Origin of the sequence: Nocardia sp. NPDC049526 (assembly GCF_044465765.1) — a bacterium.
Taxonomy (GTDB): Bacteria; Actinomycetota; Actinomycetes; order Mycobacteriales; family Mycobacteriaceae; genus Nocardia.
In genome coordinates this window covers 39,276-54,795 of sequence record NZ_JBITMA010000008.1, presented here as the reverse complement: position 1 = coordinate 54,795, position 15,520 = coordinate 39,276, and the positions used below count along the sequence as shown (strand labels likewise).

General features: G+C 66.3%; 14 protein-coding genes. 9 read left to right on the top strand and 5 right to left on the bottom strand.

The features are described from left to right. Window positions 1–144: 144 nt before the first annotated feature. Window positions 145–702 carry a TetR/AcrR family transcriptional regulator gene (locus tag ACIBW7_RS24720; protein ID WP_397050113.1) on the bottom strand — a complete coding sequence of 186 codons (558 nt, stop codon included), beginning with the start codon at window positions 700–702 and terminating at the stop codon, window positions 145–147. A 39-nt stretch (window positions 703–741) separates the two neighbouring features. Between ACIBW7_RS24720 and ACIBW7_RS24715 the strand changes: the two genes are divergently transcribed. From ACIBW7_RS24715 to ACIBW7_RS24705, 3 genes are all read left to right on the top strand, one after another. Further along, window positions 742–1,986, top strand: a complete 1,245-nt coding sequence (locus tag ACIBW7_RS24715; RefSeq protein ID WP_397050111.1) for a KasA/KasB family beta-ketoacyl-ACP synthase — start codon at window positions 742–744, stop codon at window positions 1,984–1,986. Window positions 1,987–2,066: 80 nt separating this feature from the next. Further along, complete coding sequence (locus tag ACIBW7_RS24710) at window positions 2,067–2,858, top strand: thioesterase family protein (protein ID WP_397050109.1); 792 nt, start codon at window positions 2,067–2,069, stop codon at window positions 2,856–2,858. Between the two features lie 440 nt (window positions 2,859–3,298). After that, a complete protein-coding gene (locus ACIBW7_RS24705) occupies window positions 3,299–4,810 on the top strand; it encodes an SH3 domain-containing protein (protein ID WP_397050107.1) in 1,512 nt (503 codons plus the stop codon). Between the two features lie 37 nt (window positions 4,811–4,847). Here the strand turns inward: ACIBW7_RS24705 and ACIBW7_RS24700 are convergent, their stop codons facing one another. Then, window positions 4,848–5,255, bottom strand: coding sequence for a VOC family protein (locus tag ACIBW7_RS24700; protein WP_397050777.1), 408 nt, complete (start codon window positions 5,253–5,255; stop codon window positions 4,848–4,850). Window positions 5,256–5,322: 67 nt separating this feature from the next. Further along, complete coding sequence (locus ACIBW7_RS24695) at window positions 5,323–5,976, bottom strand: TetR/AcrR family transcriptional regulator (protein ID WP_397050105.1); 654 nt, start codon at window positions 5,974–5,976, stop codon at window positions 5,323–5,325. Between the two features lie 85 nt (window positions 5,977–6,061). Here ACIBW7_RS24695 and ACIBW7_RS24690 point away from each other — a divergent pair, with 85 nt between their 5' ends. After that, window positions 6,062–7,198: an epoxide hydrolase family protein gene (locus ACIBW7_RS24690; protein ID WP_397050103.1), complete on the top strand. Its 1,137-nt coding sequence runs from the start codon at window positions 6,062–6,064 to the stop codon at window positions 7,196–7,198. A 247-nt stretch (window positions 7,199–7,445) separates the two neighbouring features. Continuing rightward, window positions 7,446–8,069: an NAD(P)-dependent oxidoreductase gene (locus ACIBW7_RS24685; protein WP_397050101.1), complete on the top strand. Its 624-nt coding sequence runs from the start codon at window positions 7,446–7,448 to the stop codon at window positions 8,067–8,069. A gap of 74 nt (window positions 8,070–8,143) precedes the next feature. Here ACIBW7_RS24685 and ACIBW7_RS24680 read toward each other — a convergent pair whose 3' ends face one another. After that, on the bottom strand, window positions 8,144–9,352 hold the full coding sequence (locus tag ACIBW7_RS24680; protein ID WP_397050099.1) for a GTP-binding protein: 1,209 nt from the start codon (window positions 9,350–9,352) through the stop codon (window positions 8,144–8,146). A gap of 97 nt (window positions 9,353–9,449) precedes the next feature. On the opposite strand from ACIBW7_RS24680, the gene thiD reads away from it, so the two are divergent. Continuing rightward, a complete protein-coding gene (thiD, locus tag ACIBW7_RS24675) occupies window positions 9,450–10,292 on the top strand; it encodes a bifunctional hydroxymethylpyrimidine kinase/phosphomethylpyrimidine kinase (RefSeq protein ID WP_397050097.1) in 843 nt (280 codons plus the stop codon). Between the two features lie 275 nt (window positions 10,293–10,567). Here thiD and ACIBW7_RS24670 read toward each other — a convergent pair whose 3' ends face one another. Beyond that, window positions 10,568–11,212: a TetR/AcrR family transcriptional regulator gene (locus tag ACIBW7_RS24670; RefSeq protein ID WP_397050095.1), complete on the bottom strand. Its 645-nt coding sequence runs from the start codon at window positions 11,210–11,212 to the stop codon at window positions 10,568–10,570. A 228-nt stretch (window positions 11,213–11,440) separates the two neighbouring features. On the opposite strand from ACIBW7_RS24670, the gene ACIBW7_RS24665 reads away from it, so the two are divergent. The 3 genes from ACIBW7_RS24665 (at window position 11,441) to ACIBW7_RS24655 (ending at window position 15,471) form a co-directional block, all read left to right on the top strand. After that, window positions 11,441–12,079 (top strand): class I SAM-dependent methyltransferase, encoded by a 639-nt coding sequence (locus ACIBW7_RS24665; protein ID WP_397050093.1) that lies wholly within the window; start codon window positions 11,441–11,443, stop codon window positions 12,077–12,079. A gap of 69 nt (window positions 12,080–12,148) precedes the next feature. Then, entirely contained in the window at window positions 12,149–13,405 is a 1,257-nt protein-coding gene (locus ACIBW7_RS24660) for a glycosyltransferase (RefSeq protein ID WP_397050091.1), read from the top strand. Further along, window positions 13,402–15,471 carry an ArnT family glycosyltransferase gene (locus ACIBW7_RS24655; protein ID WP_397050089.1) on the top strand — a complete coding sequence of 690 codons (2,070 nt, stop codon included), beginning with the start codon at window positions 13,402–13,404 and terminating at the stop codon, window positions 15,469–15,471. The genes ACIBW7_RS24660 and ACIBW7_RS24655 overlap by 4 nt, the downstream gene beginning before the upstream one ends. The last annotated feature ends 49 nt before the right edge of the window (window positions 15,472–15,520 follow it).

Genomic DNA, 15,520 nt, shown 5'->3' with positions numbered 1-15,520 from the left:
GAGCGCCGACGATCCCCCCAGCCAACCCACAGGTGGGGGCCCCCCCCCGTGGCTGGGGGGCCCCGACACAGGGTTTCGACTTGCCCGAGGGACCAGGGTTTCATCGATACGGTCTACCAAACCGGCTGTACCGAAATATGTTGTCTAGCGGATGGTTTGGTCGATCAACCTGCGCGCCGCCCGGTTGGTGCGCTGCACATCACCGGTTATCAGCCGATCCTGAATGATGCCGCGCAGCCCCGAAACCAACAGCGTGGCAACGGCTTCCGGATCGTCGATGGATTCGATTCGACGCAGCGCATCGGCGAGCGTCCCGATGAAGGTCGCGATCGCGGCATTCGCGTATTCGCCATAGGGACTACCCGGCGCACACGCCGCCCCCAGCACCTGCAGCAACACCCGCACGCTCGTCGTGGCCTCCCCCGCGATATTGAGCGCACAGAATTCACCGAGCCGCTCGCGCAGCGAAGCCGCGTCGGAGACCCCCGCGAAGACGGCGGCGATATCCGGGCGCTGCGTAGTCAGCGCCTGTACCAGCAGTTCTTCCTTGCTGTTGAAGTAGTGGATCAGCATGCGCGAGCTGGTGCCGAGTTCGGCGGCGAGCGGGCGCAGCGACAGGTCACCGAGGCCGTGGGCGGCGATGTATTCGACGACGCCGGCCAGCAGGTCGGCGCGTTTCGCATGGTCGAGTGGGCGAGCCATGAGTTGACTGTAGCGATTGGTACAGGTATTCATGACATCGTGACTGTAACAATCGCTTCAGAAACTCGCCCGGCCGTCGTGGTCACCGCGGTCGCCGCGACCACTTCGATCGCCGATGACATCGACGCAACCTGGTCCGGACTGCTCGCCGGGCACAGCGGTATCGGCATGCTCGCCGACGATTTCGTGGCCGAATACGATCTGCCGGTCCGCATCGGCGGCAAGTTGAAGTCACGACCGGGCGATCAGCTCACCCGCGTCGAGCAGCGGCGCCACTCCTACGTCGAACAGATGGCCCTGGTGCTGGGCCGCAAGGTCTGGCGCAATGCGGGCGCACCCGAGGTCGAGGGTGAGCGGCTCGCGGTTGTCATCGGCACCGGGCTCGGCGGCGGTGATGCGCTGATCAATGCCGTCGATTCGATGCGCGATGGCGGCTACCGGAAGGTGTCGCCGATGTCGGTGCCGATGGTTATGCCGAATGGTCCGGCCGCGACGGTCGGACTCGAAATCGGTGCCAAGGCAGGGGTTTTCGCGCCGGTATCGGCCTGCTCCTCCGGCTCGGAGGCGATCGCTCATGCCTGGCGACTGATCACCACCGGCGAGGCGGATGTGGTGGTGGCCGGTGGCGTCGAAGGGCATATCGATGCGGTGCCGATCGCGAGTTTCGCGATGATGCGGGCGATGAGCACGCGCAATGACGAACCGGAGCGGGCATCGCGGCCATTCGACCGGGATCGCGACGGGTTCGTCTTCGGCGAGGCGGGGGCACTGCTGGTGCTGGAGTCCGAGCGGCATGCGCGGGCGCGCGGTGCGCAGATTCACGGCCGGGTGTTGGGCGCGGGGATCACCTCGGACGCCTATCACATCGTCGCATCGGAGCCGGAGGGCATCGGTGCCGCACGCGCTATGCGCAAGGCGATATGCACTGCCGGACTGCAGGTTTCGGATATTCAGCACGTCAATGCGCACGCCACCTCGACATCGATCGGCGATGCGTCGGAAGCCAATGCCATCACCGCGGTGACGCCGGAGGCATCGGTCTACGCACCCAAATCCGCACTCGGCCATTCGATCGGCGCGGTCGGTGCGCTCGAATCCATCCTCACCATGCTGACGCTGCGCGACCAAATAGTCCCGCCCACATTGAATCTCGACAATCGGGACCTGGAGATCGATCTCGATATCGTGGCGGGCACGCCCCGCGAGCAGCGCATCGACTTCGCACTCAACAACTCCTTCGGCTTCGGCGGCCACAATGTCGCCCTCGCCTTCGGCCGGGCGTAGCGATGGCGGCTCGTTGCCGCGAGTAGCGTCGTAGCAGAATCGTTAACCGTACGAACAACCCAGCGGAACGGGACAACGACGTGGCCGACGCCTTCTACACCCCAGATCCGGCGAACCCGAATCGGTTCGTCTCGACCGAACTGACCCGCGGGCCGTGGTCACCCGACGCTCAGCACGCCGGACCGCCCTCTGCGCTGCTCGGGCACGCGATCGAACGCTGTGAGCCGCGGGCCGGATTCCAGGTCGGGCGGGTCGCGGTGGAAATCCTCGGCCCGGTTCCCCTGGAGCCGCTGACGGTGGAGACGCGGGTTGCCCGCCCCGGACGCAGTGTGGAACTGATCGAAGCGACCCTGTCCACCGATCGCGGACCGGTCATGCGGGCGAATGCCTGGCGATTCAAACTCGCCGAGCCGGAGCTCGAACTGCCCGAACAGTTCCTGCCGACCGGTGCCCGGCCCGGACCGGATCAGGCGGTGTCATCCCACTTTCCGTCGACCCAGCCCGTCGGTTTCCACACCGGCATCGACTACCGCTTCGTGTCCGGATCGTTCGCCGATCCCGGCCCGGCGATCTGCTGGATCCGGCTGAAATATCCGATCGTCGCCGGTACCACGCCGAGTCCGCTGGAACGCACACTCGCCGCGGCGGATTCGGGCAACGGTGTCAGCCGGGTGCTGGATTGGAACCGATACCTGTTCATCAATACCGATCTCACGGTCACCCTGCACCGACAGCCGGCCGGCGAATGGGTCTGCCTGGACGCCGCGACCTATCCGCAACCGCACGGCATCGGCCTGGCCGAGTCCGCGCTCTTCGACGAGAAGGGCCCGCTCGGCCGCAGCACCCAAACCCTGTTCCTCGGCCCGCGCTAGCTTCCCGCGCTAGCTCGGCTTCACCTGCGCGGTCGAAGATCGCGGCCCCACTCCGGGCACCTGGTGCGCGCCGTCTGATCGGGTTGCGCGGCAGACCGGATCGAAGCTGAAAGCGCGGACAATACGGTCCGAACTTCGCGGGGTCGAGACCACGGGCGGCCTGTTGCTGAGCAATCGCCGCATGTGAAACCATGATGTGATTCGGTCGACCGAAGAACTCTGATGACTGGACACCCGGCAGCAAGCCGTGCACCGCGGACACCGGGCCCAGCGACCGATACCACTCGCGCAATGGTTTCCGGTCCGGGTCTTGCGGGGTTTTGTGCCCAATTCCGGCTGCTTCCAGCCGCGCCACTGCTGGCCTGGATCGCCCCGGGCGACCGAGCATTGCGGCCACGGACGGATGTGCGCGACTGCCCACACCTGGGGAAGAGTCGACGATGTCGAATCCGACGCGGTTCCGGCTGACCCCGGACCAACTCGCCGCGGCCTTGTCCATCGCTGATCTGAAGCCGGGGCCGCGGTCCACGCTGCCAGCGAAGACCCCGCCGCACGACCCGGCGGCGGCGCTGCGGGACACCGGACTGCTCGAAGCGGACGACCGGCTCGCCGGACCGGCGACAAGAGCACTGCGGATCGCCGCCGATCCCGCCGACACCACCGCCGTCACCGCCAACCGCGTCGGGCAGGACAACTGGATTGCGGCGCTGCTGCTGCGCGGCGACGAAGACGACACCTTCGTCATGCAGGCCGGAACCGGCGAGGACGGCTTCGATTTCGCCGTCGTGCCCACACTCACCCAGGCCACCGTGCTGGTGGACGAACTGCTCGATCTCACTTCCTATGGCCCCGGATCCGCATCGCCCCCGATCGACATCGATCTCATCGCGTTCGCCGCGCTGCTCGCCGCCGCCGACGCGGCACAAGAGGCCCGCCTGGCCGCGGTCCTGCGTCGAAACGGCGCGCCCGGACCGCTCGAGCTGAGGGCGCTCGAGCTGGAGGAGCAACTCGCCAGGGGGCTGGCCGTCGGCGATACCCGTTGGGCCCTGTCCGCCGCCCAGGGGGCCGCACCGGTATCGCTCGCGGCGGCGGCCGGTCGGATGACGGAGGGACTGGCGCGGCTGGCGTTGCTGGGCCTGGTCCGACTGGAGGCGCTCGGTAGCTATCGATTCACCGATGCCGGGACCGCAGTGGCGCGGTCCTTCGGCCAGCTGGTGACGACCGGGAGCATTGCCGTAATGACCGGTGCGGCAACGAAACAGGACGCACTCGCCCATTTCACGGTGTTCCGTTCGACGTTCTCGACCCGGTTCGCATGCTGGCGCGAGCTTGCGGCGCGCAATCCGCGTGCCGAATTGTTCGAGACCACAACCGAAGTCGCGCTCAGGCTGGTGCGCGATGTGCTGGATCCCGCCGTGGTCAAGCCGTTCGCCGGTGGCATACCGGCATTCGACGCGTCTGCCGTGCCCACGGAGGTGGTGCCGGCGGTCGAGCGCGGCAGCACTCCGGCATTTCATCCCACCCACCAGGTGCCCGCCAACGGCATGCCCGCATGGGCCACTCCCGACTCGACCCGGCCGCCCGTCGCCCGCATCGACCCGCGCGTCGAACTCCAGATCCTCGAGCACTCCGGCGACTGGGTGCATATCGTCTGCAATAACGGCTGGACCGCATGGGTCGACGGCCGCGCCATCGAACCCCTTGCTGCCCTCTGGTACCCGACCCACCTGGTGCCCCAGGGCGGATTGGATGCATGGGCCGCGCCCGATCCGAGCCTCGGCCCCATCACCAGCATCGATCCCGGCGTCGAACTCCAGATCCTCGGCCGCGCCGGGGACTGGGCACATATCGCCTGCAATAACGGCTGGACCGCATGGGTCGACGGCCGCGCGATCCAACCCCTCGCACGGCCCGGTGCACCCTGGACATCCACCGGCGACAGGCACCTCTGATGCCGCGGTCACGAGATCACGGGACCACCAGAACGAGCTAGGGGCGTGTCGAAATCTGCTGGACCGCCCAGCCATTGCCGTCCGGATCGGAGAAGAAGCAGAAGCCGACATTGTCGAGCGGGTCGGGCACCTGCCGGGGATTGGTGCCGATCACCTGGACTTCGCTGACCTCGACGCCGCGCTCGACCAGTTCGGCGTGGGCCTTGTGGATATCGGGGACGACGAGTTGCAGACCCTGTATGGAACCCGGCTCCATCTTGGGGACGCCACCCCTGCCGATCACGATGGAACAGCCGGAGCCGGGCGGGGTCAGTTGGACGAGGCGGATCTGATCGCCGATCTCGGTGTCGAAGTCGAGGTCGAATCCCACCTTGTTCGAATAGAAGTCCTTGGCCCGGTCGATATCCGACACCGGCACGATCACGACCTCGAGTGTCCAGTTCATGGCGAGTCCCTTCGCTGCTGTGGACATGGGCATGCCTGAAAGTGCAGACGTCGCGTCGCAGCCGAAATCATCGCTGACTGCGCGGTTCCCACCGCCACGCGAATTCACCCGCCTCCGGCGGCGGACCGGGCAGTTCACCTTTTCCCGAGAGCCCCGCGATCAGCATGGCGAGCACGCGTCTGCGCAGTTCAGCGGTTCGGGCCTGGTCCGGCATGGCGATGGCCGCACACGATTCCAGGACGAGACCGAGGTCGTTGGCATTGGCATCCGCGCGCAGCCGACCGGAGGCGTGCGCCCGCCGGACCAATTCCTCGGTGACCTCACCCGAATGCATGACGTCCGGGAGCATCGACTCGTCCGGGGCGAAGGTGCCCGCCAAGTGCACGGTCAACGAGTGCACATCCGCGTCGACCACCCGTTCCAGGAATCCCACCAGACCGTGCCAGCCGTCCGAATCCTCCAGTGCGGCATCGGCTTCGGCGTTGTAGCGGCGCAGGCCATCGTGGCAGAGGGTGCGCAACAGCACCTCCTTGCTCGGGTAGCGGCGGTAGAGGGCGCTGATGCCCACCCCGGCACGCTCGGCGACGGCGGCGATGGGGGCATTGGCGTCGGCGAGGAAGACCGCGCGGGCGGCCTCGAGGATGAGCCCGTCGTTGCGGGCGGCCTGCGCCTTGCGGCCGGGCAGACCCTTCTGAGCTGGGGCATCGGATGTCTTCGGCATGAGTTCAGATTACCACTTGAAACGGAACAATCCGTTCTGATACGGTTCAAACAGAACGAAGCATTCCGTTTCACAAGGAGTAGAGATGACCGCCATCACCCCCTTCCGCATCGACGTCCCGCAGGCAAAGCTCGACGACCTCGCCGACCGGCTGTCCCGAGCCCTCTACCCGAACGAATTGCCCGGCGTCGGCGACGCCTACGGCGTACCGAACGAGCGGGTGCGCGATCTCGCCGAGTACTGGCTGGAACGCTTCGACTGGCGTGCGCTGGAGGCGAAGCTGAACTCCTACCCGCAGTTCACCACCGAGATCGACGGCGAAGATATTCACTTCATGCACATCAGGTCCTCCCGGCCGGATGCGCTGCCGGTGGTCCTGACCCACGGCTGGCCGGGTTCGGTGCTCGAATACCTCGATGTCATCGCGCCGCTGACCGAGCCGGAATCGGCCGATGAGCCCGCCTTCCACCTGGTCATCCCGTCGCTGCCGGGATTCGGATTCTCCGGGCCGACCCGCAGCACCGGATGGGGCACCGTCCGCACTGCCGCCGCCTGGGCGGAGCTGATGGGCCGACTGGGCTACGCGCGCTACGGCGCCATCGGCAACGACGGTGGCTCGATGGTCTCACCGGAGATCGGACGGCTGGATTCCGATCACGTCGTCGGAGTGCATGTGACGCAGCTGTTTTCGTTCCCGTCCGGTGATCCATCGGAGTTCGAGGGGCTGTCCGAGGAGGATATGGCGGCGCTGCAGCACCTGCAGTGGTTCCACGAGAACAAGATGGCCTTCAACGCCTTGCACAGCCAGCAGCCGCAGACGCTGGCGTTCGCGCTGGCCGATTCGCCCATCGGATTGCTCGGCTGGAATGCCCAACTGTTCGGCGAGAGCCTCGACGAGGAGTTCGTGATCGGAAATGTGGCCATCTACTGGCTGACCGGAACGGCCGGGTCGTCGCTGCGGTTTTACTACGAGAATGCGCACACCGCGCAGCAGCCGAGCGGACCGACCACAGTGCCGACCGGATTGGCGATGTTCAAGGGTGATTTCCAGTCGATTCGCCGGTTCGCCGAGCGCGATCACAGCAACATCGTCAGCTGGAATTCCTATGACGTCGGCTCCGTCCAAGGCGGCCCGAACGATGCGGCCGGACACTACGCCGCGCATGAGGCACCGCAGGTGATCGTCGCCGATATCCGGCAGTTCTTCGCCGATCTCGGCTGAGCGCACACAGCGCAACGGCCCGCCTCCGTTTTCCGGGTGCGGGCCGTTGCGCGTTTCCCAGCAGAGACCCTCTCGTATGTCTTCGAGACGCACGGCCATGGTTCGTCTCGTTCTCCGTTGATGTACTGGATTCACCAACAGCTCAACAGCTTTCAACACCCGCGGTGCGAGCGTCAGGCCCGGAGGCGACAGCCTGCGTAACCACGTAGGGCCCGGGAGCACCGCGAATTCGACACAGGAGAACATCATGCGTATCGCAGTATTCGGAGCCACCAGCACCGTCGGTCGGCTGGTCGTCGAGCAGGCGCTCGAGCAGGGGCACGAGGTCACCGCCTTCACCCGCAACGCGGCGAGTGTCGGGCAGCGGCACGAGCGGCTGCACGTCGTCGAGGGCGATGTGCTCGACACGAATTCGGTCGAGCGGGCCGTTGCCGGACAGGACGCGGTGCTGATCTCGCTGGGTGCGGGCCGCAAGGGCGTCATCCGGGCCGAGGGCACCCGCGCGGTGCTCGAGGCGATGAACCGGACCGGCGTCGAACGCCTGATCTGCCAGACCACCCTGGGCGTCGGCGACAGCCGCGGCAACCTGAACTTCCTCTGGAAGTACGTGATGTTCGGGATGCTGCTGCGCGAGGCCTACGCCGACCACGTCAAGCAGGAAGAATACGTCCGCGCCAGCAACCTCGACTGGACCATCGTCCGCCCGAGCGCCTTCACCGACGGCCCCCGCACCGACGCCTTCCGCCAGGGCTTCCCCGCCGACGCCAAGGGCCTCTCCCTCAAAATCGCCCGCGCCGACATCGCCGCCTTCATGCTCACCCAACTCACCGACCCCACCTACACCCACCGGGCCCCCGGCATCTCCAACTAGTGGCCGAGAATTCGGTGGTGGAGGGGCGCTCTCGACGGTTGCCTGCGTGGATGCATGGTGATCGGTTGTCCAGGTCAGTGCTGGTGGAGAGTGCCCCAGGTGGGGAAGGGGTCGGGGTAGGTGATCCAGGCGGTGGGGCCTGCGCTGAGTTCGTCGTCGGTGAGGAGGGCGGCGTCGAGGAGGGCGCGAATGTGGGCGGTGTCGAGTTCGATGCCGATGAAAACGATTTCTTGGCCGGCTGGGACCTCCAGGGCGGACCACCAGGCGGCAGGTTCGAAGGTGAGGTTGGGACCGGCTTGGGACCAGATTGCGGCGAGGTCGGGGCGGCTGGCCAGCCAGCAGAAACCCTTGCTGCGCAACATGCCTCGGAGTCGGGTGAGGGCATCGGCGAGGCGGTCGGGGTGGAAGGGGCGGTCGGCGGTGTAGGTGAGGCTGCGGATGCCGTATTCCTCGGTTTCCGGGGTGTGGCCGCCCGCCAGTTCCTCGGCCCAGCCATCGGATTCGGCGGCCACCACCGGGTTGTAGCGGCCGGTCGCGAGCACCTCCGCGAGATCTACCGCTCCCTTCTCGGTGCGCAGCACATGGGCGCGTGGATTGAGCCGTCGCACAGTGGCTTCCACGGTTCCGGCGGCATCGGCGCTGACCAGGTCGGTCTTGTTGATCAGCAGGACATCGGCGAATTCGACCTGATCGACGAGCAAGTCGGCGATGGTGCGCGTATCGCCTTCGCCCGCTTCGAGATTGCGCTCGGCGAGGGCCTGCCCGCGGGCGATTTCGGCAAGGAAGGTGGCGGCGTCCACCACGGTGACCATGGTGTCCAGGCGGGCGATATCGCCGAGTTTGAAGCCGTCCTCGAATTCCCAGTCGAAGGTCGCGGCGACCGGCATCGGCTCGGCGATGCCGGTGCATTCGATGACCAGCTGATCGAAGCGGCCCGCGCGGGCGAGCCTGCCGACCGCCTCGATCAGATCCTCGCGCAGCGTGCAGCAGATGCAGCCATTGGTCAGTTCGACCAGCTTCTCCTCGGTGCGGTCCAGGTGCCCGTCGCTCGCTGCGCTCGCCGGCCACGGCCGCTGTGTTGAATTCGGGGCGCGCTTCACTTGCCCCTGCCCGGCGACGAGTGCGGCATCGATATTGACCTCGCTCATGTCGTTGACGATGACCGCGACGCGGCGACCGTCGCGATTGGCCAGAATGTGGTTGAGCAGGGTCGTCTTGCCCGCGCCGAGGAAGCCGGAGAGCACGGTGACGGGCAGCAGGTCAGGAGTCGATGAAGTGGTCACGCTTTAATGATAATGGTTTTCATTTAACGCGTGAGTGGGTGTCACGCTCCGAGCCATCCGGTCGAGTACTGTCCGGCCGCTGAGTAGGGTCTGGGATGTGAAATTCCTGCCGCTCGTGCCCGACGGGCAGACCCCGGTTCGCGTCCTCACTATCGCCGGGACCGACTCCGGCGGCGGCGCGGGTATTCAGGCCGATTCGCGGACCATGGCCCTGTGCGGGGTGCACGCGTGCGTGGCGGTGGCCGCCGTGACGGTGCAGAACTCGGTCGGGGTGAGCGGGTTTCACGAGATTCCGCCGCAGGTCGTGGCCGATCAGGTGCGCGCGGTCGTCGGGGATATCGGGGTCGGGGCGGCCAAGACCGGAATGCTGGCCTCGACCGCGATCATCGAGTCGGTCGCGGCGGTTTGTCAGGAAGTCGGGATCGGACGGGGTCGGACGCCGCTGGTGGTCGATCCGGTCGCGGCATCCATGCACGGCGATCCGCTGCTGCACGAGGAGGCCCTGGACGCCGTGCGGCACACGCTGATTCCGCTGGCCACGGTGGTGACGCCGAATCTCGACGAGGTGCGGCTGATCACCGGGATCGAGGTCATCGATGACGCCTCGGCGCGGCGCGCGGCGGAGGCGCTGCACAAGCTCGGAGCGCAATGGGCCATCGTCAAGGGCGGTCATCTGCGATCCTCGGCGGTGAGCACCGACCTGCTCTTCGATGGCGATCGCTTTCTCGAGTTCACCGCGCCGCGAATCACCACCGGCAACGACCACGGCGGCGGCGACACCTTGGCCGCGGCCATCGCATGCGCACTCGCCAATGGTTACTCGGTCCCGGATGCCGTCGAATTCGCCAAGGACTGGACCTACCGCTGCCTGGCCGCCTCCTACGACCTCGGCGCAGGTCACGGCCCCGTTTCTCCGCTGTGGCGGCTCGCGCACTCCTGATACCTGATCCAGCTACCGCCGCCGAAGCTCTCCGTCGGTACCACCGCGGGTATGGCGACACCGGCTATAGCAATGGCGGATACGGCTACGGCCGTCCGGGATATGACCAGTGCCGCAACGGTGCCGAAACCTGTCGGTGGGTGGGGTCATACTGTGGGCATCGCAGACACCGTTGGCCTCGATGATGCGGTCGACGAGAACGATGGGGTTCGAAGTGGATGCGGGAGCCGACCGCTAATGGCGCGCTCGCGGTCGGTGCCACCGGTGGGTACAAGTCAGTCGCTGGAGAACGCGAGGTGCAGCGGTTGGTCCGCGTCCATGCGGATGCCGTTCAGTCGCGCATTGGCCTCGGCCAGTGCGGAGATGATCTCGGCCAGGTAGGCGACGAACTTCTCGATCGGCATGGTGTGTGCCTGTAGCCGGTTCGCGCCCAACCACCAGTCGGTGGCCGAGGCCACCGCACCGAATACCGAATAGTTGACGAGTTCGACGCTGGACACCTCGACGGATTTGTCGGCGAGCAGTCCGGTGAACAGATCCGCGGCCCGCTTGGCCGATTGCCGAGCCGACTGCAGCGCCCGCTCGGATTCATCGGCCCGCCGCGTGAAGTGGCTGTGCAGCATGAACCGGAAAACATTGGGATGCTCGGATACCACGAGCACATATTCGGCTGCGCCCCGCCGAATCAACTCCCGCGCAGAATCATTCGTCAGATCAGCGCTGGAAACGATTCGCTCCCATAGCATGTCGCGAATCCGGTCGACAATCGCGTTGTACAGGTCGGTCTTATCCTCGAAGTGCCGATAAAGTTTGGGCTTGGCCGCCCCGGCCTCCTTCGCGATATCGCCCATACTCACCTCGGGCCCGAACTTGTCCAGCGCGCGAAACGCCGCATCGACAAACTCCGCCCGAACCTTCACCCGATGCTCCCGCCACCGCTCGGTCCGAGCATCGACCCGCCTGGGCGTCCCCGCATCCACTCCCCGCCCACTGCGCATCACAAATCCGACCGTACCAATACCTGCACCCGACGTCGGTAGACCCAGTTGCCGAAACGGCAAGAAAGTTGGCGCCGGCGCGGCCCCTGCCTACATCATGCGAGCAGGGTCGATGGACCGAGATAAGCGACTTCGATGGGAGAGCGACGCATGACCGAGAGCACCGCTTCTGGCAATACCCAGGAGTTCTGGGAGGGGTTCTATCAGGATCGGGATCAGGTGTGGACCGGGAATCCCAATCCATTGTTGGTGCGGGAGGCCGTGGAGCTCGAGCCGGGGACCGCATTGGACCTCGGATGTGGTGAGGGTGCGGACGCTGTTTGGCTCGCGGGGCGTGGGTGGCACGTTACCGCGGTCGATGTGTCCCCGACAGCGCTGCGGCGTGCGGCTGTGCATGCCGACGAGGCCGGCGTCGGGGAGCGCATCACGTTCGCGGAACATGATCTGGCGCAATCATTTCCGGACGGAGAGTTCGATCTGGTTTCGGCGCAGTTCTTTCATTCGCCGGTGGCGCAGGAGCAGGAGCGGACGAAGGTTCTGCGGCGGGCCGCCGAGGCGGTGGGCATCGGCGGGGTTTTGTTGATTGCGGGACATGCGGGGTGGCCGTCGTTTGTCGAGGATCGCCATGACGTGCACTTTCCGACCATGGACGAGGTACTCGACGGGCTGGCTCTCGGACCGGACTGGAACGTGGAGACCAAGGATGCGGTCGAACGGGAAGTCACGTGGCCGGAGGGGCAGGTGGGGCTGCGTACCGATACCGTGTTGCGGATTCGGCGGGTGCGGTAGGCACGGTCCCCAGGAACTTCACAGGTAGGGCCCAGCTGGGGTCCAGCGCGGTTCGCGAGGGTAGTCACCATGACCGAATCGACGACCGCCGCGCACCGGGCGGAAATGACCGAAACGGTGATCACGCCCGTGCTGGACGTCGTGATCCCCGTCTACAACGAAGAGGCCGACCTGGGTGTCTGCGTCCGGCGGCTGCACGCCTACTTGCGCGACGGGTTCCCGTTCCCGGCGCGGATCACCGTAGCCGACAATGCGAGCACCGATGACACCATGCAGGTCGCGCAGCTGCTCGCCGATGAACTCGATGGCGTGCGGGTCGTGCACCTCGACGCCAAGGGCCGCGGCCGCGCACTGCGCGCGGTGTGGGAGCACTCCGACGCCCAAGTCGTCGCCTACATGGACGTGGATCTGTCCACCGACCTCAATGCGCTGCTGCCCCTGGTCGCGCCGCTGATCTCGGGCCACTCCGATCTGGCCATCGGCACCCGGCTCGACGCGGCATCGCGAGTCGTGCGCGGACCCAAGCGCGAAATCATCTCGCGCTGCTACAACTTGATCCTGAAGGCCTCACTGCAGGCGCGCTTTTCGGATGCACAGTGCGGTTTCAAGGCGATGCGCACCGATGTGGCGCGGCGACTGCTGCCGCTGGTGGAGGATGGTGAATGGTTCTTCGACACCGAGCTTCTGGTGCTCGCCGAGCGGGCCGGGTTGCGCATCCACGAGGTGCCGGTCGACTGGATCGACGATCCGGACAGCCGGGTCGACATCATCGACACCGCGCGCAAGGATCTGCTCGGCGTGTGGCGGCTGCTGCGCGGACTGACCACCGGCGCGCTGCCATTGGACGAGCTGCGCCGCTCGGTCGGCCGTGAACCACTGGTACCCGGTGTGCCGCTGGGGATGGTCGGACAGGTGGTGCGGTTCGCGATAGTCGGCGTCATCTCCACGCTCGCCTATATGCTGCTGTACCTGGTGTTGCAGCCCATGACCGGCGCGCAGGTCGCGAACTTCGTCGCGCTGCTGATCACCGCGGTCGGCAATACCGCCGCCAACCGCGCCTTCACCTTCGGGGTGCGCGGATCGAATGGCGTTGTGTCGCATCAATTCCAAGGTCTACTGATCTTCGGCTTCGGCCTATTGGTCACCAGCGGATCGTTGTTCGCCTTGCACCGGTGGGCACCCGACGCCGCCGTTCATCTGGAATTGTTCGTACTCGTGGTCGCCAATCTCATTGCCACGCTGATCCGATTCGTCGGCCTGCGCTGGGTCTTCCGTAACCCGACGGCCACCCGCACGCCACTGGTCACCGAGGGCGGACAGCTGTGACGGCTACGCTGACACAACCGTCGACAGCGGTACCGCCGCAATCGCGCCCCAAGCGCGAGATCGGCTGGGAATACCCGGCATTGGCGGTACTGCTGCTCGGCACCGGAATCGGCTACCTGTGCAACCTCAGTGCCAGCGGGTGGGCGAATTCCTTCTATTCCGCCGCGGTACAGGCGGGTTCGGAGTCCTGGAAAGCCTTCTTCTTCGGCTCCTCGGATGCGGCGAACTCGATCACCGTCGACAAACCACCGGCCTCGCTGTGGTTGATGGAACTGTCGGTGCGGGCATTCGGACTGAATTCCTGGAGCATCCTGGTTCCGGAAGTCCTGCTCGGCGTCGCCTCGGTGGCACTGGTGTGGGCGACGGTGCGCAGACCATTCGGCCCGGCGGCCGGACTCATCGCCGGACTGGCGCTCGCGGTGACACCCGTCGCCGCGCTGATGTTCCGGTTCAACAACCCGGATGCGCTGCTGGTATTCCTGATGATCGCGGCGGCCTGGGCAATGACCAGGGCGGTCGAGGACGGACGCACCCGCTGGCTGGTACTCACCGGTGTCTTCATCGGATTCGGATTCCTCACCAAGCAATTGCAGGTGCTGCTGGTGGTGCCGACACTGGCGCTGACCTATCTGTTCGCCGGTCCGCCCAAACTCGGCAAGCGGATCCTGCAGCTGCTCGCGGCGGGCTTGTCGATGATCGTCGCGGCCGGCTGGTGGCTGCTCGCGGTCGAACTGTGGCCGGCCTCTTCGCGACCGTGGATCGGTGGGTCGCAAAACAATTCGATCGTCGAGCTCACTCTCGGCTACAACGGTCTCGGTCGCTTGAACGGCAATGAACACGGCAGCGTCACCCCCGGCGGCGGCGATATGCCGCGCGGTGGCGGCGGTGGCGGTGGCATGTGGGGCAGCACCGGCATCACCCGGATGTTCGAACCGGCGCAGGGCGGTCAGATCGCCTGGCTCATCCCCGCCGCACTGGTCGCGCTCATAGCGGGAATTCTGTTGTGTGGCAAGGCTGCTCGCACCGATGGACGACGCGCGGCGCTGATCCTGTGGGGCGGCTGGCTGCTGGTGACCGGGCTGACGTTCAGCTTCATGGCGGGCATCTTCCACCAGTACTACACGGTGGCGCTGGCACCGGCGGTCGCCGCATTGGTCGGTATCGGCGCGGTTCAGCTGTGGCGGGATCGGCACCGGCTGTGGGTTCGGTTGTTCGCGGGACTCGCGGTCGGCCTGACCACCGCGACGTCGTGGATGTTGTTGTCGCGCAGCTCGACCTTCGTGCCGTGGTTGCGCTGGGCGGTGCTGGTGGTCGGTGTGCTCGCGACCATCGCGGTGCTGCTGCCCGCACCGCGGAAGGTGGCGCTGGTCGCGGCGTTGGCCGCCGCATTCACCGGATTCGCCGGTCCCGTCGCGTATTCCGCCCAGACCATTTCGACCGGACACGAGGGCGGGATCCCGTCGGCGGGACCGAATGTCGGGATGTTCGGGATGTTCGGGCATCGCCCCGGCGGCGAGGGCGGCTTCGGTGGCCCAGGCGGCTTCGGTGGTCCCGGTGGTCCCGGCGGCGGGATGCCCGGTGGACGAAACACTGACGGCCGCAATACGAATGGCGCTCAGGGTAGCGAAACCAACCTGCAAGGCAGCAACGAGGCCGCGGGCAATCCGATGATGGGCGGCCCCGCCGGCGGTCTGCTCGGCGCGAGCAGACCGAGCGAGAAGGTCATCGCACTGCTGGAAAGCAACGGCTCCGACTACACCTGGGTCGCCGCCGCCACCGGCTCCAACAGTGCCGCCGGATTCCAGCTGGCCACCGAACTGCCGGTCATGCCGGTCGGCGGCTTCAACGGCAGCGATCCGTCGCCGACCTTGGATCAGTTCGAACAGTATGTCGCCGACGGAAAGATCCACTACTTCATCGGCAGTGGCAATCGCGGCGGCGAGGGTGGCGGTTTCGGTTTCGGCCGCTCCGGCACCAGCAGCGAGATCAGCAAGTGGGTGGAAGAGAATTTCACCGCGACCGAAGTCGACGGCATCACCCTGTACGACCTGACCGCCGCCCACTGATCCGATGTTGCGGGATCCGCACCCCTTTGGGAACCCATATCGGATACGG